The sequence below is a fragment of the Brevundimonas sp. Bb-A genome (genome assembly GCF_009394735.1).
Lineage (GTDB): Bacteria > Pseudomonadota > Alphaproteobacteria > Caulobacterales > Caulobacteraceae > Brevundimonas > Brevundimonas aurantiaca.
In genome coordinates this window covers 925,908-949,094 of the sequence record NZ_CP045456.1, presented here as the reverse complement: position 1 = coordinate 949,094, position 23,187 = coordinate 925,908, and the positions used below count along the sequence as shown (strand labels likewise).

General features: G+C 67.7%; 19 protein-coding genes, 1 tRNA gene and 1 pseudogene. 5 read left to right on the top strand and 16 right to left on the bottom strand.

The genetic code is table 11. The features are described 5' to 3' along the window. The 6 genes from BSP_RS04680 to aroA all read right to left on the bottom strand — a co-directional run bounded on the left by BSP_RS04680 (position 1) and on the right by aroA (position 5,052). On the bottom strand, positions 1 to 291 hold the full coding sequence (locus BSP_RS04680) for an integration host factor subunit beta (protein WP_152949461.1): 291 nt from the start codon (positions 289 to 291) through the stop codon (positions 1 to 3). A 316-nt stretch (positions 292 to 607) separates the two neighbouring features. After that, positions 608 to 2,311: a 30S ribosomal protein S1 gene (rpsA, locus tag BSP_RS04675; RefSeq protein WP_152949460.1), complete on the bottom strand. Its 1,704-nt coding sequence runs from the start codon at positions 2,309 to 2,311 to the stop codon at positions 608 to 610. Positions 2,312 to 2,468: 157 nt separating this feature from the next. After that, the gene (cmk, locus tag BSP_RS04670) at positions 2,469 to 3,113 is read right to left on the bottom strand and encodes a (d)CMP kinase (RefSeq protein ID WP_152949459.1); all 645 of its coding nucleotides are present in this window, start codon (positions 3,111 to 3,113) and stop codon (positions 2,469 to 2,471) included. Beyond that, a complete protein-coding gene (locus BSP_RS04665; RefSeq protein WP_152949458.1) occupies positions 3,113 to 3,421 on the bottom strand; it encodes an addiction module antidote protein in 309 nt (102 codons plus the stop codon). Before BSP_RS04665 ends, cmk begins: the two co-directional genes overlap by 1 nt. Continuing rightward, positions 3,414 to 3,737 carry a type II toxin-antitoxin system RelE/ParE family toxin gene (locus BSP_RS04660; RefSeq protein WP_152949457.1) on the bottom strand — a complete coding sequence of 108 codons (324 nt, stop codon included), beginning with the start codon at positions 3,735 to 3,737 and terminating at the stop codon, positions 3,414 to 3,416. Before BSP_RS04660 ends, BSP_RS04665 begins: the two co-directional genes overlap by 8 nt. Positions 3,738 to 3,741: 4 nt before the next feature. Continuing rightward, positions 3,742 to 5,052: a 3-phosphoshikimate 1-carboxyvinyltransferase gene (aroA, locus tag BSP_RS04655; RefSeq protein WP_152949456.1), complete on the bottom strand. Its 1,311-nt coding sequence runs from the start codon at positions 5,050 to 5,052 to the stop codon at positions 3,742 to 3,744. Between the two features lie 124 nt (positions 5,053 to 5,176). Here aroA and BSP_RS04650 point away from each other — a divergent pair, with 124 nt between their 5' ends. The 3 genes from BSP_RS04650 (at position 5,177) to BSP_RS04640 (ending at position 7,840) form a co-directional block, all read left to right on the top strand. Beyond that, entirely contained in the window at positions 5,177 to 5,638 is a 462-nt protein-coding gene (locus BSP_RS04650; protein ID WP_054766821.1) for a TIGR02300 family protein, read from the top strand. A 221-nt stretch (positions 5,639 to 5,859) separates the two neighbouring features. Beyond that, positions 5,860 to 5,935, top strand: a tRNA-Ala gene (locus tag BSP_RS04645). 147 nt (positions 5,936 to 6,082) lie between these two features. Beyond that, positions 6,083 to 7,840, top strand: a complete 1,758-nt coding sequence (locus BSP_RS04640) for a hypothetical protein (protein WP_152949455.1) — start codon at positions 6,083 to 6,085, stop codon at positions 7,838 to 7,840. Positions 7,841 to 7,929: 89 nt separating this feature from the next. On the opposite strand, the gene BSP_RS04635 is transcribed toward BSP_RS04640, so the two are convergent. From BSP_RS04635 to BSP_RS04595, 9 genes and pseudogenes are all read right to left on the bottom strand, one after another. Further along, positions 7,930 to 9,006 (bottom strand): chemotaxis response regulator protein-glutamate methylesterase, encoded by a 1,077-nt coding sequence (locus BSP_RS04635; protein ID WP_054764674.1) that lies wholly within the window; start codon positions 9,004 to 9,006, stop codon positions 7,930 to 7,932. A 4-nt stretch (positions 9,007 to 9,010) separates the two neighbouring features. Then, complete coding sequence (locus BSP_RS04630) at positions 9,011 to 9,865, bottom strand: protein-glutamate O-methyltransferase CheR (protein ID WP_152949454.1); 855 nt, start codon at positions 9,863 to 9,865, stop codon at positions 9,011 to 9,013. Positions 9,866 to 9,906: 41 nt separating this feature from the next. Then, positions 9,907 to 10,419, bottom strand: a complete 513-nt coding sequence (locus tag BSP_RS04625) for a chemotaxis protein CheW (protein ID WP_152949453.1) — start codon at positions 10,417 to 10,419, stop codon at positions 9,907 to 9,909. Continuing rightward, positions 10,419 to 12,248: a methyl-accepting chemotaxis protein gene (locus tag BSP_RS04620; protein WP_152949452.1), complete on the bottom strand. Its 1,830-nt coding sequence runs from the start codon at positions 12,246 to 12,248 to the stop codon at positions 10,419 to 10,421. Before BSP_RS04620 ends, BSP_RS04625 begins: the two co-directional genes overlap by 1 nt. Before the next feature lie 99 nt (positions 12,249 to 12,347). Beyond that, positions 12,348 to 14,356 (bottom strand): annotated as a pseudogene (locus BSP_RS04615) (methyl-accepting chemotaxis protein). Between the two features lie 68 nt (positions 14,357 to 14,424). After that, positions 14,425 to 14,937, bottom strand: coding sequence for a chemotaxis protein CheW (locus BSP_RS04610; protein ID WP_054764669.1), 513 nt, complete (start codon positions 14,935 to 14,937; stop codon positions 14,425 to 14,427). Next, positions 14,934 to 16,979, bottom strand: coding sequence for a chemotaxis protein CheA (locus tag BSP_RS04605; protein ID WP_152949451.1), 2,046 nt, complete (start codon positions 16,977 to 16,979; stop codon positions 14,934 to 14,936). The genes BSP_RS04610 and BSP_RS04605 overlap by 4 nt, the downstream gene beginning before the upstream one ends. Beyond that, positions 16,976 to 17,344 (bottom strand): response regulator, encoded by a 369-nt coding sequence (locus tag BSP_RS04600; protein WP_054764668.1) that lies wholly within the window; start codon positions 17,342 to 17,344, stop codon positions 16,976 to 16,978. Before BSP_RS04600 ends, BSP_RS04605 begins: the two co-directional genes overlap by 4 nt. Continuing rightward, on the bottom strand, positions 17,341 to 17,643 hold the full coding sequence (locus tag BSP_RS04595) for a lipid asymmetry maintenance protein MlaB (RefSeq protein WP_152949450.1): 303 nt from the start codon (positions 17,641 to 17,643) through the stop codon (positions 17,341 to 17,343). Before BSP_RS04595 ends, BSP_RS04600 begins: the two co-directional genes overlap by 4 nt. A gap of 191 nt (positions 17,644 to 17,834) precedes the next feature. Between BSP_RS04595 and BSP_RS04590 the strand changes: the two genes are divergently transcribed. Then, positions 17,835 to 19,709, top strand: coding sequence for a response regulator (locus tag BSP_RS04590; RefSeq protein ID WP_152949449.1), 1,875 nt, complete (start codon positions 17,835 to 17,837; stop codon positions 19,707 to 19,709). Between the two features lie 57 nt (positions 19,710 to 19,766). Then, positions 19,767 to 20,846 (top strand): mechanosensitive ion channel family protein, encoded by a 1,080-nt coding sequence (locus BSP_RS04585; RefSeq protein ID WP_152949448.1) that lies wholly within the window; start codon positions 19,767 to 19,769, stop codon positions 20,844 to 20,846. Positions 20,847 to 20,904: 58 nt separating this feature from the next. Here the strand turns inward: BSP_RS04585 and BSP_RS04580 are convergent, their stop codons facing one another. Next, the gene (locus BSP_RS04580; protein ID WP_152949447.1) at positions 20,905 to 23,022 is read right to left on the bottom strand and encodes a malate synthase G; all 2,118 of its coding nucleotides are present in this window, start codon (positions 23,020 to 23,022) and stop codon (positions 20,905 to 20,907) included. Positions 23,023 to 23,187 lie beyond the last annotated feature (165 nt).

The window sequence follows — 23,187 nt, the reverse complement described above, 5'->3', positions numbered from 1 at the left end:
TCAGGCGTCGCCAGAAGCGTTCAGACGCTCGCGCAGTTCCTTGCCGCTCTTGAAGAAGGGCACGGCCTTGGCGGGAACCTCGACCGTCTCGCCGGTGCGCGGATTGCGGCCGACGCGGGCCGGTCGCGAGCGGACGGAAAAGGCCCCGAAACCGCGCAGTTCGACCCGGCCGCCGTCGGCCAGGGCGCCGGTCATTTCGCCCAGGATGACGTTGACCAGCCGCTCCACCTCCGCATGGGTCAGGTGGGTGTTTTCCGCCGCAAGCTTCTCGATCAGTTCGGATTTGATCATCAGGGCCCCTGCCAGCTCATGATCGGCAGGCCGCGCCCGCCGATGATCCACTGGACGGCACCCTAACCGGCGCCCGGCGCTCTAAAAAGCCCCTATCGGGCCGAGAGCCCTCGGATTCGCATGAATTATGTCCGGTTCCGGTCACTTGCGGCCGCCGGACGTAAAAAAGGCGGCGGGATCGCTCCCGCCGCCTTGGTCTTTTTTGGTCGCTATCGCGAAGCGCGCGGCGCTCCGCTGCTTGAGCGAGGTCCGCTATCGCGAAGCGCGCGGCGCTTCGCTGCTTGAGCGAAGCGCCTGACGCCTTGCGGCGAGCGCCTTACTCCTTGGAGCCGGCGTTCTTCAGCGCGGCGCCCAGGATGTCGCCCAGGGAAGCGCCCGAGTCGGACGAGCCGAACTGTTCGATGGCTTCCTGTTCGTCCTTCATTTCCAGCGCCTTGATCGAGACCGAGATGCGGCGCGAGGCCTTGTCCACGGCGGTGATCATGGCGTCGGCGCGGTCGCCGACGGCGAAGCGTTCCGGACGTTGCTCGTTGCGGTCGCGCGACAGGTCCGACTTGCGGATGAAGGCGGTGACCGGGGCGTCGTCTTCACCGAACTTGACCTCGATGCCGCCCGACTCGATCGCCGTCACGGTGACGGTGATCTGCTGGCCGCGACGGTACGCATCGCCCTCGCCGATCGGATCGCCGCCGAGCTGCTTGATGCCCAGCGAGACGCGTTCCTTCTCGACGTCGACGTCCAGGACCTTGGCCTTGACCATCTCGCCCTTGCGGTAACGCTGGATGGCTTCTTCACCCGAGACCGACCAGTCGAGGTCGGACAGGTGGACCATGCCGTCGATGTCGTTGTCCAGGCCGATGAACAGGCCGAATTCGGTGGCGTTCTTGACCTCGCCCTCGACGGTCGAACCGATCGGGTGAGCGGCGACGAAGGCGTCCCAAGGATTGTCCTGGGCCTGCTTCAGGCCCAGCGAGATGCGGCGCTTGGAGGCGTCGACGTCCAGGACGACCACGTCCACTTCCTGAGAGGTGGAGACGATCTTGCCCGGATGGACGTTCTTCTTGGTCCAGGACATTTCCGAGACGTGCACCAGGCCCTCGACCCCGGCTTCCAGCTCCACGAAGGCGCCGTAGTCGGTGATGTTGGTGATGCGGCCCGTGTATTTGGCGCCGACCGGATATTTGGCTTCCACGCCGTCCCAGGGGTCCGACTGCAGCTGCTTCATGCCCAGCGAGATACGTTGGGTGTCCGGGTTGATCTTGACGATCTGGACCTTGACGGTGTCGCCGACGGCGAGAACCTGCGACGGGTGCGAGACGCGCTTCCACGACATGTCGGTGACGTGCAGCAGGCCGTCGATGCCGCCCAGGTCCACGAAGGCGCCGTAGTCGGTGATGTTCTTGACGACGCCGTCGCGGACTTCGCCCTCTTGCAGCTGGCCGACCAGCTCGGTGCGCTGTTCGGCGCGGGCCTCTTCCAGGATGGCGCGACGCGAGACGACGATATTGCCGCGCGGGCGGTCCATCTTCAGGATCTGGAACGGCTGTTCCTTGCCCATCAGCGGGCCGACGTCGCGGACCGGACGGATGTCGACCTGCGAGCCCGGCAGGAAGGCCGAGGCGCCGCCCAGGTCGACGGTGAAGCCGCCCTTGACGCGGCCGACGATGGCGCCGTTGACCGGATGACCTTCGGCGAACACGGCTTCCAGACGGGTCCAGGCTTCTTCGCGGCGGGCCTTGTCGCGGCTGATGACCGCCTCGCCCAGGGCGTTTTCGACGCGCTCCAGATAGACTTCGACATTGTCGCCGACCTTGGGCAGGGCGCCGTCTTCGCCCTGGCCGAATTCGCGCATGGCGATGCGGCCTTCGGTCTTCAGACCGACGTCGATGATGACGATGTCTTTTTCGATGCCGACGACGCGGCCGTGAACGACCTGGCCTTCGCCGAAGTCGCGGCCCGACAGTTGTTCGTCGAGCAGGGCGGCGAAATCGTCGCGGGTGGGGGTGAGGGTGTCAGTCATGGAGCTGAAAAGCGTTCCGTAGGGGCTGTGGCGCGCGGCCGAACGGCCCCGCGCGAGGTGGACGTCAAAAAGGATAGGCAGGTCGTCAGGATGCGAGGCCGGATCGGTCAGAACGCCCGCGGAAGCCGAGGACGAAGCGTTGGATTTGCAAAACCGGTCAGAGACCGTGTTTCGCGCGCGCCGTCTCGACGATACGGCGGGCCGCATCGAAGGCGGCCTCTATATCCATATCGGTCGTGTCCAGCAAGACCGCGTCTTCGGCCTGGACCATGGGGGCCGCGCCCCGGCCGGCGTCGCGCGCGTCCCGACGCTGGATATCGGCCAGCATCTCTTCGAAGCCGATGTCGAAGCCGCGCGCCGTCAACTGTTTCCAGCGGCGCGTGGCGCGCACCTGCGGCGTCGCGGTGACGAACAGTTTGGCGGGGGCGTCGGGCGCGATGACCGTGCCGATGTCGCGCCCGTCCAGAACCGCCCCGCCCGCCTGGGCCGCAAAGGCCTGCTGCAGATCCAACAGGGCGGCGCGGACGCCGGGATGGCCCGCCACGCGGCTGGCCGCCTCGCCCGCCTCGCCGGTCGTCAGGCGGGGATCGTCGGACAGGCCGGCGACATCCAGGGACCGCGCAGCCTCGGTCGCGGCCGCCTCGTCATCGAGAGACCGGCCGGCCTCCAGCAGTTTCACGCCCACGGCGCGGTACAGCAGGCCCGTGTCCAGATGCGGCAGGCCATAGGTCCGCGCCAGACGCGCGGCGATGGTGCCCTTGCCCGAGGCGGCCGGGCCGTCGACGGCGATGATCAGGGACATCAGGCGGCGGAGTCCACGCGAACCGGGGCGAGGCGAAGACCCAGGGCCTGCATCACCTTGAAGATGGTCGAAAGCTCGGGCCGTCCTTCTTCGCTGAGGGCGCGATAGAGGGCGGTGCGCGACAGTTCGGCGTCGCGCGCCATCTGGGTCATGCCCTTGGCCCGAGCCACGACCCCCAGGGCGTTGGTGATGATGCGCGGGTCGCCGAGTTCGGCGGCTTCTTCGAACGAGGAGACCAGATACTCTTCCACCGCCTCAGGCGTGTTCAAATAACGGGCGGGATCGAATTCGATCAGGGGCTCAGTCATTTCGATACTCCTCAGCCAGCCGTTTCGCCTCGGCGATGTCGCGGTCCTGGCTCGACTTGTCGCCTCCCGCCAGCAGAATGACCCAGGCCTCGTTCTTCTTCATCGCATACAGACGATAGCCGGGTCCGTAGGCGATCCTCAGTTCGCTGACGCCCTCGCCGACAGGCTTTACATCGCCCCACTGACCGCGGGAAAGACGTTGTAGACGGGTCGTGATCCGAGCGACGGCCCTTTGATCTCGCAGCCTCAGCAGCCATCGATCAAACACCGGCGTGAACGTCAATCTTGTCGCCACATTGTCGTCTATAGGCGACATTTCGTCAAGCGATCCGCCCGCCCAGCCCGTTCATCATCTCGACAAAGCCCGGGAAGCTGGTGGCGATCATGCCCGGTTCGTCGACCGACACCGGCTGGTCGGCGGCCAGGCCCAGGACCAGATGGCTCATGGCGATGCGGTGGTCGTGGGCGGTGTGCACGGTCGCGCCGCCCGGGACCGACGGAGCGCCCGTGACGATGAAGCCCTCCGGCTCCTCCTCCACCTGGACGCCGCAGGCGCGCAGGCCCTCGACCATCAGCGAGATCCGGTCGCTTTCCTTGACCCGCATTTCGCCCACCCCGCGCATCACGGTGACGCCTTCCGCAAAGGCGGCCGTGGCGGCCAGGATCGGATATTCGTCGATCATGGAGGCGGCGCGGTCTTCGGGCACGACCACGCCCTTGAGCGCCGAATGCCGGGCGGTGACGTCGCCGACCGCTTCCCCGCCGGCCTCGCGCCGGTTCGATATCGTCAGGTCGGCGCCCATGTCGCGCCAGGCAGCGAACAGGCCGGTGCGGAGGGGATTCAGCATGACCCCCTCGACCGTCACCGCCGAACCCGGAACGATCAGGCCGGCGGCCAGGGGGAAGGCGGCGGACGACGGATCGCCCGGCACGGCGACGAAGGTTCCGGTCAGGGGTTGTCCCCCCTTCAAAGAGACGACCCAGCCCTGGCCCATCTCTTCGACACCTACCTCGGCGCCGAAGGCGCGCAGCATCCGCTCGGTGTGGTCGCGGCTCTTTTCCGGCTCGGTCACCGAGGTGACGCCCTGGGCGTTCAGTCCGGCCAGCAGTATGGCCGACTTGATCTGGGCCGAGGCCACGGTCTGCACATAGTCGATCGCCGTCAGCGTCCCGCCGGTCAGGGCGACCGGCAGCCGATCCTCGGCGGCCCGCCAGTCGAACCGGGCGCCCATGTCGGCCAGCGGGCCGGTGACGCGCTTCATCGGCCGCCTTCTCAGGGAGGCGTCGCCGTCGAAGGTCGCCGTCAGCGGATAGCCCGCCGCCGCCCCCATCAGCAGGCGAACACCGGTGCCGGCGTTGCCGCAGTCGATCACCGAGGCGGGCGTCTTGAAGCCCCCCGCCCCTTCGATCCGCCAGCGCCCCTCGCCGATCCGTTCGACCTCGGCGCCGAAGGCCTGGACCGCCCGGGCGGTGGCCAGGACGTCGTCGCCCTCCAAAAGGCCCTCGACCTCGGTCACGCCCGAGGCCATGCCGCCCAGGATCATCGAACGGTGGGACATGGACTTGTCGCCCGGCGCCCGCACCGTTCCGGCGAGGGCGTTCGAACGGCTGGCGGTCAGTTGGGACGGCATTTTCACCCGCTTCAGGCTGGCTTGTCGAAAGGGCCGCGCGGGCGGCGCGAAAGACAGCTTTTGACAGCGGCTCCGAGGGGTGGCAAGGGACCGCCCCGAATTCAACCCGTTGAAGGTTCCAAACGTGGCCAATCCCGAACTGGGCGCCAAACAGGTTTGCCCGAACTGCCAGGCTAAGTTCTACGACCTGAACCGCCGCCCCGCCCACTGCCCCAAATGCGGCACGGACTTCGATCCCGAAGAAGCCCTGAAGCTGCGCAGCCGCCGCGCCCGTCCCGGCTATCCGACCGACGACGAGGACGCCGAAGATCAGGTCAAGGACAAGGCGGCCGACGGCGAAGAGGACGAGGACGAAGAGATCCGCGCCCCGGAAATCGACGAGGAAGGCCACGAGCCGATCCTGACGCCTGACGACGACGACGATTCCCCCGCCGACGCCGCAGACGAGCCGGGCATGGGTTCGACCGACGGCGACGATGACGACCTGGGCGACGATGACGACGACTCGGTGCCCTTCATCGAGGACGAAGACGACGACGACCTGGACGACGAAATCGCCAAGCCGTCGCGCGACGACGACGACTGATCTTTTTTGTTGCGCCCGCCGTATTTCCCTTTAGGGAGACGCGGCGGGCGGACAGGCTTTCGGACCCTTGCGGTTTGAAATCTCTGCCCTTTTTCACACCTGGAACCGATGTGAAAATAAATGTCGAAACGGGCTTGATCCTAAAAAAGCTCTGACATAGGTTCCGCCGCCTCGCCGGGGGCCATCGCAAGATGAACCGGGCGAACCAGACCGCAAGGTCCGGGGCTTTAGCTCAGTTGGTAGAGCGCTTGCATGGCATGCAAGAGGTCAGCGGTTCGACTCCGCTAAGCTCCACCAGTTTCCAAGGGGCCGGCTGCGACGCAGCCGGCCCCTTTTAATTTTCCGGACCCTGATCGACTCCGCCCGCCGCCGCAAAGGCGTTTACCCTCAGTTGGTAAGTTGCGGCCTATGTTTCACCGAACGACGCTCAGAACGAGACGGTTAGTGAACATCCAGCATCATGATTTCGCCGTCACGGCCGGTCTCCCCGTCCAGCCGACAGCCATCATCGACCAGCTCGAAACAGCGCGTGCGCTGATCGAAAGCCGTTTCTCCGACGCCGGGGGCCGGCTGGCGGGGTCGTTGGAAATGGTGGGACGACTGATCGAATCCCTGGATCGGCTTGAGGTCACCCTGGACGCCAAATCCGTGTCGGACACGACCCAGGACCTGTTGTCCACGGCCGAGGGACTGAACGCCCTGCCGGAGGCCCAGCAGGACCGGATCGCCTATTTCGCCAACATCAAGGTCGCCGGCGCCCAGCTTCAGGCCAATATCGAGTCGATGCGCACAACGCTGCGCTACCTCCGGGCCTTTGCGCTGAACGTCAAGATAACGGCCGGGTCCACCATCCGCGCGTCGGACGAGTTCGCCGGCTTCGCCGAGCGCATGTGCAGCCAGCTGGACCTGGGCGTCGGCCAGTTGGACGAACTGGCCGATCAGCTGACGGATCTGTCGACCCGCCTGCAACAGGCCCTTGAGTTCGAACAGACTCTGAGCGGCAAATACGCCGCCCTGATCCCCGCCGTGCCGGACCGGCTGGCGGTCGACGCCCGCGCCATTCAGGAACAGCATACCCAGATCGCCGACGTCGCCCGTTCGATCGCGGCCATCGCCCGCGACATCCAGACCAAGGTCAGCAAGGCCCTGATGGCGCTTCAGATCGGCGACATCACCCGTCAGCGCATCGAACACGTCCAGCTGGGCCTGCGCGTCGCCAGCCGCCTGGCGGCCCAGTCGGACTTGGCCGAGGAGGCGCGCGACCGGGCCGAACGTCGGCTGCTGCACATGCTGGCTGCCCAGATGTCCGATATCGCGGCCGATTTCGAGGCGGAAGCGGTCAAGGTGACCCAGAGCCTGAACGGCATGGCGGCGGACACGGCCCAGATCCTGGCGGTCAACGCCCTGGGCGGCCGGGGCGGCAAGGGCGGATTGCGCGAACTGGAAGAGAGCCTGGGACACGCGGGCCTTCTCGTCGGCGACGTGACTGCGGCCATGGCCAACGCCCACAGGATCAGCAACGAAACCGTCTCGGCGGTCGAGGCCCTGTCGCGCCGGGTCGGCGCCATCCAGGGCGTCAAGCGCGACATCCAGCAGATGGCCATCAACAGCAGCCTGCGCTCCAACCGCCTGGGCGACATCGGCAAGCCTTTGAGCGTGATCGCCATCGAGCTGAGCAGCCACGCCGGCCAGCTGGAGGAAGAGGCCGATCTGACGCTCAGCTCCCTGAACGCACTGGCGGGCGTCGCCAATGACAGGCCGGCGGGCGGCGATCAGGACGGGCGGGTGGACGCCGGTCGTCTGAACGGGGTGCGCAGCCGTCTGCGCCAGGCCGCCGACGTGGTCGAGCACGACCTGAGCGGCCTCAGCGACCAGGGCGCCGCCACGGCGCGGTCCCTGACCGTCGCCGCCGAACAGCTGGGGCTGAAGGCCGACATGGGCGACGCCCTTCACGCCGCCGCCGCCGCCCTGGTCGAGGCCGCAGGGCCCGAGGTGGACGACCTGTCCCAGATCGAGGCCGCCCTGGACGAGGCGATGAACGAGATCGGGCGCTGCTATACGATGGCGCGCGAACGGCTGATCCATGCCGAATACGCCGTTCCCAAGGACGCTGCGCCGGAAGGCGAAGAGGCTCAGGCCGAGACGGCGGCCGTCGAAGCGGCGCCGGCCGAGGCGGACGAGTTCGCCGACCTGCTGTTCTGAAGATCACGCAGCCCTGAAATGAGAACGCCGCGCCGACGTCTCCGTCGGCGCGGCGTCAACTGTCGAACAGGCCGAAGACCAGGCCTGGTTCAGCGCGACCGATCGACCGCCATGATTTCGCGCGCGATATGTTCCAGCGCCATGATCTTTTGGGCGGCGCCCCGGGCGATGGCCTCCTTGGGCATGCCGAAGACGATCGAGCTGGCCTCGTCCTGGGCCACGGTCACGGCGCCGGCCTCCTTCATCTCCAGCAGGCCGCGCGCCCCGTCGTCGCCCATGCCGGTCATGATGACCCCCATGGCGTTGCGGCCGGCCGCGCGGGCGGCCGAGCGGAACAGGACGTCCACCGAGGGCCGGTGCCGCGAGACGGGCGGACCGTCCTTGATCGCCACCTGATAGCGGGCGCCCTGGCGTTCCAGCAGCATGTGTTTGTCGCCCGGCGCGATCAGGACGTGGCCGCGCAGGACGGGATCGCCGTGCTGGGCCTCCTTGACCTCGACCTCGCACAGGCTGTTCAGCCGTTTGGAGAAGGCGGCGGTGAAGCCGGCCGGCATATGCTGGACGATGACGATCCCCGGCGCATTGGCCGGCAGGGCCTGCAGGACTTCGCGGAGGGCTTCGGTGCCGCCGGTCGAGGCGCCCAGACAGGCGACCATTTCGGTGGTGCGGGCCATGGCCGCGCCGCTGGGCGGCGGCAGCATGGCGTCGGCCGTCAGCTTGGTGCCGGGATCCAGCGTCCGGGCGGTCGGGCGGCGGGCGCCGACGCGGGCGCGGGCGGCGGCCTTGACCACGTCGCGGATGCGGTCGCCGCTCTCGGCCAGATGGTCCGCCGCCCCGATCCGCGGCTTCAGGATGATGTCGACGGCGCCGGCTTCGAGCGCCTGCATCAGGGTCTCGGAGCCCGCCTCGGTCAGGGAGGAGCACATGACCACCGGGATCGGGCGCTGAGACATCAGTTTCCGAAGGAAGGTGATGCCGTCCATGCGCGGCATTTCCACATCCAGGGTGATGACGTCGGGCACGTCCTCGGCGATGCGGCGGGCGGCGACGAAGGGATCGGACGCCACCCCCATGACTTCGATCTGCGGATCCGCCGACAGCACGTCCACCAGGGTCTGGCGCACGCTGGCGGAATCGTCGATCACCAGAACACGAACCTTGGGCATGAGGTCAGGTCTTCCGGAAGATGGTGTTGGCGACGGTGACCAGCGGCAGTTCGATGCCGGTGATGCTTTCCGAATGGCCGATGAACAGATAGCCGCCGGGCCGCAGACGGGCGCACAGACGGTTCAGAACCTTGGCCTGGGTCTGTTTGTCGAAATAGATCATGACGTTGCGGCACATGATCATGTCGAACGGATCGCCGACCGAATAGGCCTCGTCCATCAGGTTCAGCCGCGCCAGCGACAGCTTGGACCGCAGGGACGGATGAATGCGGCTTTCGCGGCGGCTGGCGTCGCGCGCCCTCATCACCCAGCGCTTCATGTCCGCCGGCACGGGCGTCAGCATTTCGTCGGGATAGACGCCGCGCAGGGCCGTCTCCAGCACCTCGGTCGACAGATCGGTGCCCAGGATCTGATAGTCCGGCCCGCCCTCTTCGTCGGCGAACTTCTGCAGGACCATGGCCATCGTATAGGGCTCGGCGCCCGTGGAACAGGCCGCGCTCCAGGCGCGGATGCGACGCTGCCCGGCGGCCTTGAACTCGGGCAGGACGTGGCTGGCCATATAGTCGAAATGGCGCGGCTCGCGGAAGAAGTCGGTCTTGTTGGTCGTGACCGCGTCGATCAGGAAGACGGACTCGGTCTCCAGCCCGCCGTCCTTGAACAGATAGTCGCAATAGCGGTCGAAGGTCTCATGGCCGGTGACGCGCAGCCGGCGACGCAGCCGTCCCTCCAGCATGGTGCGCTTGGACGAGGGCATCTTGATGCCGCTGTAGTCATAGATGTAGCGCGCCAACCGTTCGAAGTTGCGGGCGCTGATCTGATCAAGCGTGGGGGCGGACCGTTCTAGCGCCGCTTGGGACAAGGCGTTTCTCTCTTCTTTTTTATGGGCCGTTCGCGCCGCCCTCAGGCGGCGCGTTCGACAGGGGCGAAGGCGGCGAGATCGGCCGCATCGCCAGTGGTGGACAGGAGGCGAGGCAGGTCGATCAGGACGACGAAGCCGTCGTCGCGCCGCACCACGCCGGAGATATAGTCCGAGCGCCATTTGACGCCGATGTCGGGCGAGGGCTCGATCTGGTCGGCGGCGAAGCTGGTCACCTCGAACACCCGGTCGGCGACCAGACCCAGGCTCAGGGTCCGGTCCTCCAGCGGAATGTCCAGGACCAGGATCCGGGTGTTCAGGGTCGGTTCGACCGGCGCCATCCCCAGGCGGATCCGCAGATCCGCCGTGGGCACGCCCTGGCCGCGCACATCCGTCAGACCCATCAGATAGGCGGGGCTGTTGGGGATGCGCGACGGGGGCTGATAGGTCAGGATCTCCCGCACCAGGCCGACCGGGGCGGCGAAGATTTCATCGCCCAGGCCGAAGGTGACGTACTGGCCCTCAGCCGCACCCGCTTTTTCCACGGGGCCGGACATCAGGCGCTCTCCCGGAAATCCATGTCCTCAGCGTCGGCGCCGCCGCTGGTCAGGTCCAGGGCGAAGCCCTGGGCCCGGGCCTGCTGGGCGTGGACCGGAGACTTGGCCGAAGACGGGGCCGCCGATTTGGCGACTGGACGGGCGGCGGGCTTGGGCGGCGACTTGAAGGTCGAGGCGCGGGCGGGAGCTCGGGCCGGAGCCCGTCCGCTGCGGCCGCCGGCCGAGTCGGTGCGGAAGAAGGCGATGGAGGCCTGAAGCTCTTCGGCCTGGGCCGCCAGTTCTTCCGAGGTCGCCGACATCTCTTCCGAGGCGCCCGCATTCTGTTGCGTCACCTTGTCGAGCTGCTGAATGGCCTCGTTGATCTGGTTGGCGCCGACGTCCTGCTCACGGCAGGCGGCGGAGATTTCCGAGACCAGTTCGGCGGTCTTGCGGATGTCCGGCACCAGGCGCTGCAGCATGTCGCCGGCCTCTTGAGCCGCCTTGACCGTGTCGCCCGAGACCGCGCTGATCTCGGCGGCGGCCGTCTGGCTGCGTTCGGCCAGTTTGCGCACTTCCGAAGCCACGACCGCGAAGCCCTTGCCGTGTTCCCCGGCGCGGGCGGCCTCGACCGCCGCGTTCAGGGCCAGCAGATCGGTCTGACGCGCGATCTCCTGCACGATGCCGATCTTGTCGGCGATGGTGCGCATGGCGTCCACCGCGCGGGTCACGGCCTCGCCGCTCAGTTCGGCGTCCTTGGCCGACTGGCGCGAGATCTTTTCGGTCTGGGCGGCGTTGTCGGCGTTTTGCTTGATGTTGGCGGCCATCTCCTCCATCGAGGCCGAGGCCTGTTCGGCGGCGGCGGCCTGTTCGGTGGCGCCCTGGCTCATCTGTTCGGAGGTGGCCGACAGCTCCTGGCTGCCCGAGGAGACGTTGTCGGCGGCCGACAGGGCGTCGGCGACCACGCCGCGCAGGCGTTCCACCATCGACTGCAGCGACAGGCCCAGGGTGTCCTTGTCCGACAGGGGCTTGGGCTGGACCGTCAGGTCGCCCTGAGCGATCTCGTCGGCCATGGCGGCGGTGGCGCGCAGATTGGCCGTCATGCGATCGACCGTATCGACCAGATCCTTGATCTCGTCATTGGTCGTGACCTTGATGTCCTGATCCAGGTCGCCGATGGCGACCGCCTCGATGGCTGTGGAGACCTTGCGCAGGCCCAGGGTGACGGTGCGCGAAATCCACAGGGCGGCGACCACGCCGATCACCAGTCCGGCGACCACCAGGGCGATGAACATCGTCCGGGCTTCGGCGAAGACCTTGTCGCCTTCGACGCTGGCGGCCTTGCCGCCGTCGACGTTCAGGTTCACGAGCTTCAGCAGGTCGGCCGACAGGTCGTCATACAGCGGCTTGCTGGCGCGCATGGCCTCGGCGGCGGCCTCGTTCTGATTGACGCGCGAGAAGGTCAGCATCCGCTCGCCGTCCCGCAGATAGTTTTCGAACTTGCCGGCGAACTGATTGTAGAGCGCCCGCTCGTCGTCCGAGGAGATGAGGGCCTCATACTTCGTCCGTTCGCTCTTGATCGTGTCGAGCGTGGCGGCGATGTCCTTTTCGACCTCGGCCATGCGCGCCGGATCGGTCGAGGTGATGTGGGCGTACTGCTGGGCCCGCAGGTCCGAGGTCGCCGTATTGAGGCTGTGGATGGCGTCGATGCTCGGCATCCAGTTTTCGGTGATGACGGTCGACTGATCGTTGACCGCGCTCATCTTTATGACGCCGACGACGCCCAGAACCATGGCGATCGCCAGGACGGCGGCGAAGGCGCCGGCCAGTTTTGCTTTAATCGTTAGGCGCATTTCAGAGCCCCTTTTCTGAAGTCAGGTCGGCGAATGGCGGACGCGGGTTACTGAGGACGGTACTGGGTCGGCGATGTTGGAGGACGGAGATTCCGGACATCAGGCGCTTTCCCGGAAGTCCATGTCCTCGGCGTCGGCGCCGCCGCTGGTCAGGTCCAGGGCGAAGCCCTGGGCCCGGGCCTGCTGGGCGTGGACCGGGGATTTCGCAGGGGACGCCGACTTGCCGACCGGACGGGCGGCGGACTTGGCGGGCGCCTTGAAGGTCGAGGTGCGGGGGGCGCGGGCCGGAGCCCGTCCGCCGCGACCGCCGGCCGAGTCGGTGCGGAAGAAGGCGATCGAGGTCTGAAGCTCTTCGGCCTGGGCCGCCAGTTCTTCCGAGGTGGCCGACATCTCTTCCGAGGCGCCCGCGTTCTGTTGCGTCACCTTGTCCAGCTGCTGGATGGCCTCGTTGATCTGGCTGGCGCCGACGTCCTGTTCGCGGCAGGCGGCGGAGATTTCCGAGACCAGTTCGGCGGTCTTGCGGATGTCCGGCACCAGACGTTGCAGCATCTCGCCCGCTTCCTGGGCGGCCTTGACCGTGTCGCCCGAGACCGCGCTGATCTCGGCGGCGGCCGTCTGGCTGCGTTCGGCCAGTTTGCGGACCTCGGAGGCGACGACGGCGAAGCCCTTGCCGTGTTCCCCGGCGCGGCGGCCTCGACCGCCGCGTTCAGGGCCAGCAGATCGGTCTGACGCGCGATCTCCTGCACGATGCCGATCTTGTCGGCGATGGTGCGCATGGCGTCCACGGCGCGGTTGACCGCCTCGCCGCTGGCCTCAGCGTCCCTCGACGACTGACGCGAGATCTTCTCGGTCTGGGCGGCGTTGTCGGCGTTCTGTTTGATGTTGGCGGCCATCTCCTCCATCGAGGCCGAGGCCTGTTCGGCGGCGGCGGCCTGTTCGGTGGCGCCCTGGCTCATCTGTTCGGAGGTGGCCGACAGCTCCTGGCTGCCCGAGGAGACGTTGTCGGCGGCCGACAGGGCGTCGGCGACCACGCCGCGCAGACGCTCCACCATCGACTGCAGCGACAGGCCCAGGGTGTCCTTGTCCGACAGCGGCTTGGGCTGAACCGTCAGGTCGCCCTGGGCGATCTCGTCGGCGATCGCCGCCGTCGTGCGCAGGTTCAGCGTCATCCGTTGCAGGGCCTGGCCCAGGATGTCCTTGTCCGACAGGGGCTTGGGCTCGACGCTCAGGTCGCCCACGGCGATCTGATCGGCCATGGCGGCCGTGGCGCGCAGGTTCCGGGTCATGCCTTGCAGCGAGAGACCCAGGGTGTCCTTGTCCGACAGGGGCTTGGGCTCGACGCTCAGGTCGCCCATGGCGATCTGATCGGCCATGGCGGCCGTGGCCTTCAGATTGTCGGTCATGGTGTTGAACACCCCGACCAGGTCCTTGATCTCGTCGTTCGACTTGATCTCGATCCGCTGGTCCAGATCGCCGATGGCGACGGCGTCGGCGACCGTCATCAGACGGCTGAGGCCGGCGCTGATGCCCAAGGCGATCCACAGGGCGAAGGCGACGGCGATGGCCAGGGCCGCGATCGTCAGACCGATGACCAGGTTGCGGGTGTCGGCGTACTGTTTGGACGTGTCCTGATCGGCCTTCACCATGGCGGCCTGGTTGCGCTCGACGATCTTGGCGAAGATCTCCGACATCTCGACCGCGATCTCGCGCGATTCGCCGGTCGACAGAGCGATGGCCTGGGCGTGCTGGCCCGAGCGCACCAGGTCGGCCATGCGGCCCTCCATCGTCGTCATCTGAGCCAGCAGGGCCTCCAGCCGCTGCCAGTCAGGCTTGTTGACCTCGGACGCCTTCTCCTCGCCGGCTTTCAGAAGTTCAGCCATCTCCTCGCGGGCCGTCTCACCCGTTTCGATGTGACGACGCATTTCCTCCGGCGTGGTCGAGAGGATCAGGTTCTTTTCAGCCCGGATCGACTCCAGCAGGCGGATGTTCGCCGTCTGCGAATTCTCCAGTCGCTTGGCCGGGCCCGACATGACGTCGTCCATGGCCTTGTTGAAGCTGCCCAGGCTGTGAATCCCGAGGAACGCAATCCCGATCAGCAGGACGATCATCATCCCGAAGCCGGCGGCCAGCTTGGCCTTAATCGTGAAACGCATGGCTGTTCTCCCCGAAGAGCCGGTCAGTGACGCGTGGCGGACGCGACCGGCGAGCGGGCGTCGTGCTGTTGGTTGAAGAGGGTCTGGAGGGCGGGAACGACGATGAATTCGCCGTCGCGCTTGACCAGGCATTGGATGAACTCGGGCCGCCAGCGCATGCCGACGCTGGGCGGGGCCTCGGCGTCGGCGCGGGCCAGGGTGGTGACCTCATGGACCTTGTCGGTGCGCAGGCCGACCAGGGTCGGCTCTCCGTCCAGATCGATCTCGATGACCACGATGCGGCTGTCGATGGTGGGCTCGCCCCGCTCCATGGCGAAGGCGACGCGCAGATCCGACAAGGGGATGACCTTGCCGCGGAAGTTGATCACGGCGCCGGCGAAGGCGCCGGCCCCTGGCACCACCGTCTCGGGCGCCAGGTCCATGATCTCCTGCACCGCGACGGCCTCCAGGGCGAACAGTTCGCCGTTCAGCTCGAAGGTCAGGACCTCCATCTGCTCCGCGCCGGTCCAGCCGGTGGTTTCAGCCGTCTCGCTCATACCGCCTCACGCATCTGCGCCTCCTGCTGCTGGCCCTTGGCGACCAGGTGGCCCACGTCCAGGATCAGGGCGACGCCGCCGTCGCCCAGGATGGTGGCCCCCGAGAAGGTCGGCAGGCCGGAATGAAGCTTGGACATCGACTTGATCACCGTCTGGTGGTCGCCGATGATCTGATCGACGACCAGGCCGATCCGCTCGGCGCCGGTCGAGACGACCACCACCTTCTGATGCAGTTCGGGCGGGGTGCCGGTGTCGAACATCTCGCGCAGGCGCAGGAAGGGCACCAGGCTGTTGCGCAGGGAGATGAAGCTGCGGCCGCGCGAACGCAGATCCTCGTCCAGCGACAGCTCCAGACACTCCTCGACCGCGTCCAGCGGAATGACGTAGCGGCCGTGGCCGACGCGAACCAGAAGGCCGTCGATGATGGCCAGGGTCAGGGGGATGCGCAGCGACACCTCCGACCCCTCTCCGGGCCGGCTGGCGATGTCGATGGAGCCGCGCAGGCCCTCAATGGTGCGTTTGACCACATCCATGCCGACGCCGCGGCCCGACAGGTTGGTGACCGCCGCCGCCGTCGAGAAGCCGGGATGGAAGATCATCTGCAGCAGGTCATGGTCGCTGATCGCCGCGCCGGGCTCGATCAGCCCCTGGCTCTCGGCCTTGGCGCGGACGCGGTCGCGGTCGATGCCCCGGCCGTCGTCGCGGATGGTGATGACCACTTCGCCGCCCGACTGATGGGCCGACAGGCGGATGCGGCCCGTAGCCGGCTTGCCGGCGGCGGCCCGGTCCTCGGCCGTTTCCAGACCGTGGTCGGCGGCGTTGCGGATCAGGTGGACCAGGGGGTCGGCCAGACGCTCGATGACGGTCTTGTCGATCTCGGTGCTCTCGCCGTCGGTCGACAGTTCGATCGCCTTGCCCGTCTCGCGCGCCAGGTCGTGGACCAGGCGGCGGAAACGGCCGAACAGGGTCGAGACGGGCACCATCCGCAGCACCATCATGGTGTCGCGCAGTTCGCCGGACAGGCGCTCGATTTCTTCCGACACGGCGCGCAGGGCCACGTCGGTCCCGCCGGCGGCGATCTGGCTCAGGCGGGACTGGGCGATGACCAGTTCGCCGACCCGGTCCATCAGCTCATCCAGGCGGTCGGCCGGAACGCGCACGCTCTCAGCAGCCTTGGCGGCCTTGGCGCCGCCTGCTTCAGCCGGTTCGGCGGCGGGCGCAGCAGGGGCGACGGCGGCGGGCTTGGCCGCCGAAACCGGAGCCTGAGCCGGCTCGGCGGCGGCCTGGACCGGGGCGTCTTGGGGGGCGTCTTGGGGGGCGGCTTGGGGGGCGGCTTGGGGAGCCTCTTGCGGGGCGGCGGCTTCGGCGTCCACCGCTTCGATGCTCAGGGTCATCTCGTCCATGACGAAGATGAAGACGTCCTCGATCGCCGAGCGGCCGTGCTCGGTCGTCAGGGTGACGGTCCAGCCCAGATGGAGGTCGGTCGGCTCCATCCGGCTGAGCGGCGGCACCCGCGAGGTATCGACCACCACATGGGCCTCGCCCAGGTCGCGCAGCTCGTTCAGCAGGGCCAGGGGGTTGGCGCCGTTGCGGAAGGCGTCGGCGGGCAGTTCGAACTTCACGCGCCAGGTCGTCGCGCCGGCCTTCGGGGTCTCCGGCGCGGCGGCGCCGTCAGCCTCGCGCACTGCGCGCTCCAGATCGGCCAGCAGGGCGTCGCCTGCGGCGCCGTGATCGCCCGACGGATCCTCCAGCAGCTGTCGCATGTGGTCGCGGGCGGCCAGAACCGCAGAGACCAGATCCGTGGTGGCCGCCACCTCGCCCTTGCGGACCCGGTCGAAGGCGGTTTCGCAATGGTGGGTGAAGCCGGCCAGGGCGTCGAAGCCGAACATGGCCCCCGACCCCTTCAGCGTGTGCAGGCCGCGGAAGACGGCGTCGACCAGATCCCGGTCTTCGGGACGATCCAGCAGGTCCAGCAGGCCCTGTTCGATCAGTTCCAGGTTCTCGCGCGCCTCAACCTGGAAGATGGCGATGGCTTCGTTCATCGGCCCAGCACCTTCTTAGCGATCCGCACCAGCTGGTCGGGATCGAACGGTTTGGTCAGCCAGCCCGTGGCGCCCGCGGCCTTGGCCCGCGCCTTCATGCCCTCGTCGGACTCGGTGGTCAGGAAGACGATCGGCACGCCCATCTGTTCGGGCATGCGGCGCATCTCTTCGATCATGGTCAGGCCGTCCATGACCGGCATGTTCAGATCGGTGATGATCAGGTCGAAGGCGCTGGCCTTGGCCTTGGCGATGCCCTCGGCGCCGTCGCCGGCCTCGGCGACCGAATAGCCGGCGCCGGTCAGGGCGATCTTCAAGGCCATGCGGATGCTGGGCGAGTCGTCAACGGTCAGGATGGAAGCCGTCATTGAACCGATCCTTCATGAAACCAGAACCGCAGGTCGTCCTCGGACGCCTCGGTCAGAAAACCCGCCGCTTCCAGCACCGGGCGAAACGCCTCGCCCGGATGCGCCAGGCTCAAGGTCTTGCCGACGGCCTGGGCCTGACGGCGCGCCGCCTCGATCAGCTGGACGCCGCACAGATCGACGGCCTCCTCGACCAGGTCCAGGGTGACGGCGTCGTCCTCTTCGAAGGCGTCCAGAATGGACTGGCGCAGACCCGCGACATTGCGAACCACCAGGGCCGCATCCACCAACACTCGTCTCATCCATCCCCCGCACGGCTATGGCGCTACAACTGGAAGCATCATTGACGTGGATGGTTAAATGCCGCCCAAGCTTGCCATACGCAGATGTACCTAGACTTGCGCGGGCAATATTTCACCGGCCCGATTTACTCCGACTTCATCTCCGTGCGGCATACTGAGGAGCTGAATCGTGTTGAGTGTTTAGGAGTTCAATGTTGAACAGGTTCGCTCCTCAAGCCGAGACGGCTTACGAAGGCGATGCTTTTCACGCCCAACTCGCAGAAGCTTGTCCAGCGAATGTATGGCTGCTTAACCCCTCGGGGCGAATAGTCTACGTCAACAGCGCGGCGCGGCGACTTCGAACTTCCGCTCCGAACGACCCCGCCCAGGATTGGCGCGACATATGGCCGTCCGCCTGCCGCGCCTCGGTGGATCTTGCGGTCAGGGAGGCGCGGGCCGGTCGCGCCTTCTCCTTCCGCGCCCGGCTTTCCAGGTCCGAAGGCGCTGAGGACGGCGCGGGCCTCTATCTGAACACCCTGGTCAGCGCGGTCCGCGACGATCAAGGCCGGATCGTGCGGCTGTTGGCCAAGTCGGAGGACGTGACGGCCGAGACGGAATCGAGCGCCTTTCTGAATACGGTCATCGATGTCCTGCCCCTGGCCCTGACGGTCAAGGACGCCCGGACCGGACGCTTCATCCTGGCCAACAGGGCCGCAGAGACCCTGTTCGACCGGGTGGGGGGCCTGGCGGGGCTGAAGCCCGCCGAGGTCCTGCCTTCGAGCCTGGCCGAATGGACGGCCGCCGCCATGACCAGAGGCCGAGAGACCGCCGTGCATGAGGATCACGGCCGCGGCGGCGTCCGCTATCTGGAGGCGACCAAGGTCGCCACCTATGACGACGACGGTCTGCGCCATCTGATCGGCCTGGCGGAAGACGTGACCCAGAGACAGCGAGACGCAGACGCCCTGCGATCCGCCCTGGAGCAGGCCGAACGCGCCAATCACGCCCGCAGCGCCTTCATATCGAACATCACCCACGAGATCCGCACGCCGCTGAACGGGGTGATCGCCGGCGCCGACCTTCTGGACAGTCGCGCCGACACCGTCGACATCCGCGAGATCGCCGCAATGATTCGGGCCTCGGCGACGTCGCTTCAGCACCGTTTCGAGGATCTGATGGCCGTGTCGCGCATGGGCGCTGCGCCCAGCGCGCCCAAGGCCGGGCCGTTCGAGCCGACCGCCTTCGCCGAACAGCTTGTCGCGCCCCACCGCGCGGCGGCGGAGGCCAAGGGTCTGGCCCTGCATCTCGAGATTTCGCCCGACCTCCCGGCCCGGCTGTTGGGCGACGCGGAGGCCCTGGGGCGCATCCTGACGCCCCTGTTGCAGAATGGACTGAAGTTCACCGACCGGGGCGAGATCCGCCTGAGGATCGAAGGCCGCGAGAACGGCGTGATCCGTTTCGCCTGTCTGGATACGGGCGTCGGCTTCGCGCCTGAAAAGAAGGACGCCCTGTTCACCCCCTTCCATCAGAGCGACGACGCCCTGACGCGGCGCTTCGGCGGCATGGGGCTGGGTCTGGCTCTGGCGCGCGAGCAGGCAAGGGCTATGGGCGGCGAGGTGGACGGCGAACCGCGCGAGGGCGGGGGCTCGGTCTTCTGGCTGGACATCCCCCTCGCCGCCGCCTGCGACGACCCGGGGGCTGCGGCGGCCGAAGGGCGAATGAACGTCCTGGTCGTCGACGATCACCCCACCAACCGGCGGATCGTCGAGATGATGCTGGACGGCGTCGCCGACGTGGTCATGGCGGAGGACGGGGTGGAGGCGGTGGAGGCCGTGGAGCGCGAACGGTTCGACCTGATCCTGATGGACATCCAGATGCCTCGGATGGACGGAATCACGGCGGTCGCTCGCATTCGCGACCAGGAACAGGCCGCGGGTCGGCCGCCGGCGCCCATCATCATGCTGACGGCCAATACCCAGGCGGAGCATGTGGCCGCCTGTCGGGAGGCCGGGGCGAACCGTCACCTGGGCAAGCCCTTCACCTCCGCCGGGCTGTTCGGCGAAATCCAGGCCGTCATGGGTCACTGACGGAAACGCGCGTCATCGCGGGCGGAACCTTGGCCTTTCGCCGCGCGCTTGAGGCGGATGGTCTCTACGATCGAGAAGCTGAACCTGGAGGCGATCGAACAGTCGCCGGTCCTGCGGATCGCCGGGGCCAGCCTGACCGTCGGCGGTCTGGTCGGCGCAGGCGTGATCCTGATCGGCGCCTTCTGCGTCAGCTGGCTGATCACCCGCGCCCTGCGGCGCGTGCGCGAACGGGCCGAACGCAGCCGTCAGGCCCTGTATCTGCTGGAGCGGCTGTCCGGCTATGCGGTGATCATACTGGGCGTCATGGCGGCCCTGTCGACGGCGGGGCTGAACCTGTCGTCCCTGGCGGTCTTCGCCGGCGCCCTGGGCATAGGCGTGGGTCTGGGCCTGCAAGGGGTGGTCAAGGAGTTCGTCTCGGGCCTGTTCCTGATCTTCGACCGGATGGTCTCTGTCGGCGACTATATCGAGATCGAGGACATCGGCATTCGCGGCGCCATCATGGAGATCGGGCCGCGCGCGACGCGGGTCAGGACCAATGACAACGTCAATGTCCTGGTGCCCAATTCGCGGCTGATCGAACAGCCGGTGACCAACTGGACCCTGAAGGGCGACACTCGGCGGATCCATGTCCCCTTCGCCGTCGCCTATGGGTCGGATCGGGGCAGGGTGCGCGAGGCGGTGCTGGCCTGCGCCCGGTCCAGCCCCTTCACCCTGCCCGAGACCGAGGCGCGCAAGAGCCAGGTCTGGCTGGTGGGGTTCGGCGACAAGGGGCTGGAGTTCGAACTGCTGGTCTGGCCGACGCGCGAGGCGGTCAAGCGACCGGCGGCCATGCACGCGGCCTATACCTGGCTGATCGCCGACGCCCTGGACGGGGCCGGCATCGAAGTCCCCTTCCCCCAGACCGACCTGCGGATTCGCAGCGCCTTCGGCCTGGAGGGCGACGAGGCGCTGGGCCGGTTCGGCTACGGCGATCGTGCGTGGTCGGCGACGAACCGCCCCGCCCCGCCGCCCGGTCCGGCCCAGGGTCAGACCTCCGGCGCCAACAATGACGCCGCCGAGGACCTGATGCTGGCCGAAGACGAGGACGGGCCGCTGGAGCGCGCGCCCGACCTCCCACCGGGGCGAACGGGGGGCTGAAGGCTTTTCCGTCCCGACACCCGGCGCTCACCCCGAGGGCGACGGACGCTGATTGGCGTCAGTGTGCGGCCTTCGCCTTAAGTCGATAGGCGTGAAGCAGGGGCTCGGTATAGCCGTTCGGCTGCTCCACCCCTTGGAACACCAGGGCGCGGGCCGCCTGATAGGCCAGGTTTGTATCGGGGCTGGCGTCCGGATCGGGCGCCATGGGACGATACAGCGGGTCGCCGGCGTTCTGGGCGTCCACCTTGGCGGCCATTCTCAGAAGGGCCGCGTCCACCTGTTCGGCCGTGCAGACGCCGTGCAACAGCCAGTTCGCGATATGCTGGGAGCTGATCCGCAGGGTGGCGCGGTCCTCCATCAGGCCGATGTCGTGGATGTCGGGCACCTTGGAGCAGCCGACCCCCTGGTCGATCCAGCGGACGACATAGCCGAGAATGCCCTGGGCGTTATTGTCCAGCTCGGCCTTCACCTCGTCCTCGGACCAGTTGACGCCGTTCGCCAGGGGCGGGGTCAGCAGATCGTCCAGCCCCGGCGTCGGCCGCGTCGCCACCTCGGCCTGGACGGCGAAGACGTCGACCGCGTGATAGTGGAGCGCATGCAGGGTGGCGGCGGTCGGCGACGGGGTCCAGGCGGTGTTGGCGCCGGTCCGCGGATGGGCGATCTTCTGCTCCAGCATGTCGGCCATCCGGTCGGGCGCGGCCCACATGCCCTTGCCGATCTGGGCCTTGCCTGACAGGCCGCATTTCAGGCCGATGGCGACGTTGCGCGCCTCATAGGCGGCGATCCAGGCGCTGGACTTGACGTCGCCCTTTCGCACTACCGGGCCGGCCCGCATGGCGGTGTGGATCTCGTCTCCGGTGCGGTCGAGGAAGCCGGTGTTGATGAAGACGATCCGGTCCCTCACCGCATGGATGCAGGCGGCCAGATTGGCCGAGGTGCGGCGCTCCTCGTCCATGACCCCGACCTTGATCGTGTGGCGCGGCAGGGCCAGCAGATCCTCGACCGCGTCGAACAGCCGGTTGGTGAAGCCGCACTCGTCCGGGCCGTGCATCTTGGGCTTGACGATATAGACCGAGCCCGTGGCGCTGTTGCCCAGCCCGCCCAGCCCCTTGATGTCGTACAGAGCGATCAGGCTGGTCACGACGGCGTCCAAAATCCCTTCCGGCGCCTCGGACCCGTCCGGCAGCCGGACGGCGGGGGTGGTCATCAGATGGCCGACGTTGCGCACGAACAGCAGCGAACGCCCCTTCAGCGTCAGGGTCGAACCGTCCGGCGCGATGAAGGCCCGGTCCGGGTTCAGGCGGCGGGTCAGGGTCTTGCCGCCCTTGTCGAAGGTCTCGACCAGGTCGCCCTTCATCAGACCCAGCCAGTTGCGATAGGCGCAGACCTTGTCCGCCGCATCGACGGCGGCCACCGAATCCTCCAGGTCGCAGATGGTGGTCAGGGCCGATTCCAGCACCACATCGGCGATTCCGGCCGGATCGGTGCGCCCGACCGGATGGGCGCGATCGACGATCACCTCGATATGCAGCCCGTTGTGGCGGAACAGGCGAGAGCCTTCCGTCCGCCCCACGAACTGGGCTGCATCCTTCAGCACGACGGCGTCGATGTCGGTCAGATCGGACCATGAGCCTTGGGCCAGAGAGACGGCCTCGTCCAGAAACGCCTTGGCGCGGGCCACGACCCGGGCGCCGCGTTCGGGATCATAGCCGCCGCCTTTCGGCAGGTCGCCCAGGGCGTCCGTCCCGTAAAGGGCGTCATACAGACTGCCCCAGCGGGCGTTGGCCGCGTTCAGCAGGAAACGGGCGTTTAGAATCGGGACCACCAGCTGCGGCCCCGCCATCCGGGCGATCTCGGCGTCCACCCCGGTCGTGCCGATGGTGAAGGGCTCAGGCTCTTCAACCAGATAGCCGATCTCGCGCAGGAAGGTCTGGGAGGCGGCGACGTCATAGGGCCGGCCTCGACGCCCGTCGTGCCAGTCGTCGATCCGGGCCTGAAGGGCGTCGCGATGGGCCAGAAGGGCGCGGTTTTCCGGGGCGAACCGGGCGAAGACGGCCGCCGTTCCCGACCAGAAGCCCGCCGGGTCCAGACCCAGGCCCGGCAGGACCTCCTGTTCGATCAGGGCCGCGAGTTCGGCCGCGACCTGCAATCCAGCGCGATCTTCATAAACGGTCATGCGGAACCCTTTCCGGCGGCGGCCAGGCTGTAACAATGCGTGATCACGTAAGCCGACCACGCCGGGCTTCGCAAGGGTCACGTCGCGTCAGCCCCTTCGCTTTTCGTCTAGGGGCGCGCGGGGGCTCGGTCGCCCCTTGCCGAGGGCGCGCCGGGCGTCATGATC

Bases quoted from the DNA above. Each gene is read 5' to 3' on its own strand.
- BSP_RS04680 (WP_152949461.1), bottom strand. From the start codon at position 291: ATGATCAAATCCGAACTGATCGAGAAGCTTGCGGCGGAAAACACCCAC.
- rpsA (WP_152949460.1), bottom strand. From the start codon at position 2,311: ATGACTGACACCCTCACCCCCACCCGCGACGATTTCGCCGCCCTGCTC.
- cmk (WP_152949459.1), bottom strand. From the start codon at position 3,113: ATGTCCCTGATCATCGCCGTCGACGGCCCGGCCGCCTCGGGCAAGGGC.
- BSP_RS04665 (WP_152949458.1), bottom strand. From the start codon at position 3,421: ATGACTGAGCCCCTGATCGAATTCGATCCCGCCCGTTATTTGAACACG.
- BSP_RS04660 (WP_152949457.1), bottom strand. From the start codon at position 3,737: ATGTCGCCTATAGACGACAATGTGGCGACAAGATTGACGTTCACGCCG.
- aroA (WP_152949456.1), bottom strand. From the start codon at position 5,052: ATGCCGTCCCAACTGACCGCCAGCCGTTCGAACGCCCTCGCCGGAACG.
- BSP_RS04635 (WP_054764674.1), bottom strand. From the start codon at position 9,006: ATGCCCAAGGTTCGTGTTCTGGTGATCGACGATTCCGCCAGCGTGCGC.
- BSP_RS04625 (WP_152949453.1), bottom strand. From the start codon at position 10,419: ATGTCCGGCCCCGTGGAAAAAGCGGGTGCGGCTGAGGGCCAGTACGTC.
- BSP_RS04620 (WP_152949452.1), bottom strand. From the start codon at position 12,248: ATGCGCCTAACGATTAAAGCAAAACTGGCCGGCGCCTTCGCCGCCGTC.
- BSP_RS04610 (WP_054764669.1), bottom strand. From the start codon at position 14,937: ATGAGCGAGACGGCTGAAACCACCGGCTGGACCGGCGCGGAGCAGATG.
- BSP_RS04605 (WP_152949451.1), bottom strand. From the start codon at position 16,979: ATGAACGAAGCCATCGCCATCTTCCAGGTTGAGGCGCGCGAGAACCTG.
- BSP_RS04600 (WP_054764668.1), bottom strand. From the start codon at position 17,344: ATGACGGCTTCCATCCTGACCGTTGACGACTCGCCCAGCATCCGCATG.
- BSP_RS04595 (WP_152949450.1), bottom strand. From the start codon at position 17,643: ATGAGACGAGTGTTGGTGGATGCGGCCCTGGTGGTTCGCAATGTCGCG.
- BSP_RS04590 (WP_152949449.1), top strand. From the start codon at position 17,835: ATGTTGAACAGGTTCGCTCCTCAAGCCGAGACGGCTTACGAAGGCGAT.
- BSP_RS04585 (WP_152949448.1), top strand. From the start codon at position 19,767: ATGGTCTCTACGATCGAGAAGCTGAACCTGGAGGCGATCGAACAGTCG.
- BSP_RS04580 (WP_152949447.1), bottom strand. From the start codon at position 23,022: ATGACCGTTTATGAAGATCGCGCTGGATTGCAGGTCGCGGCCGAACTC.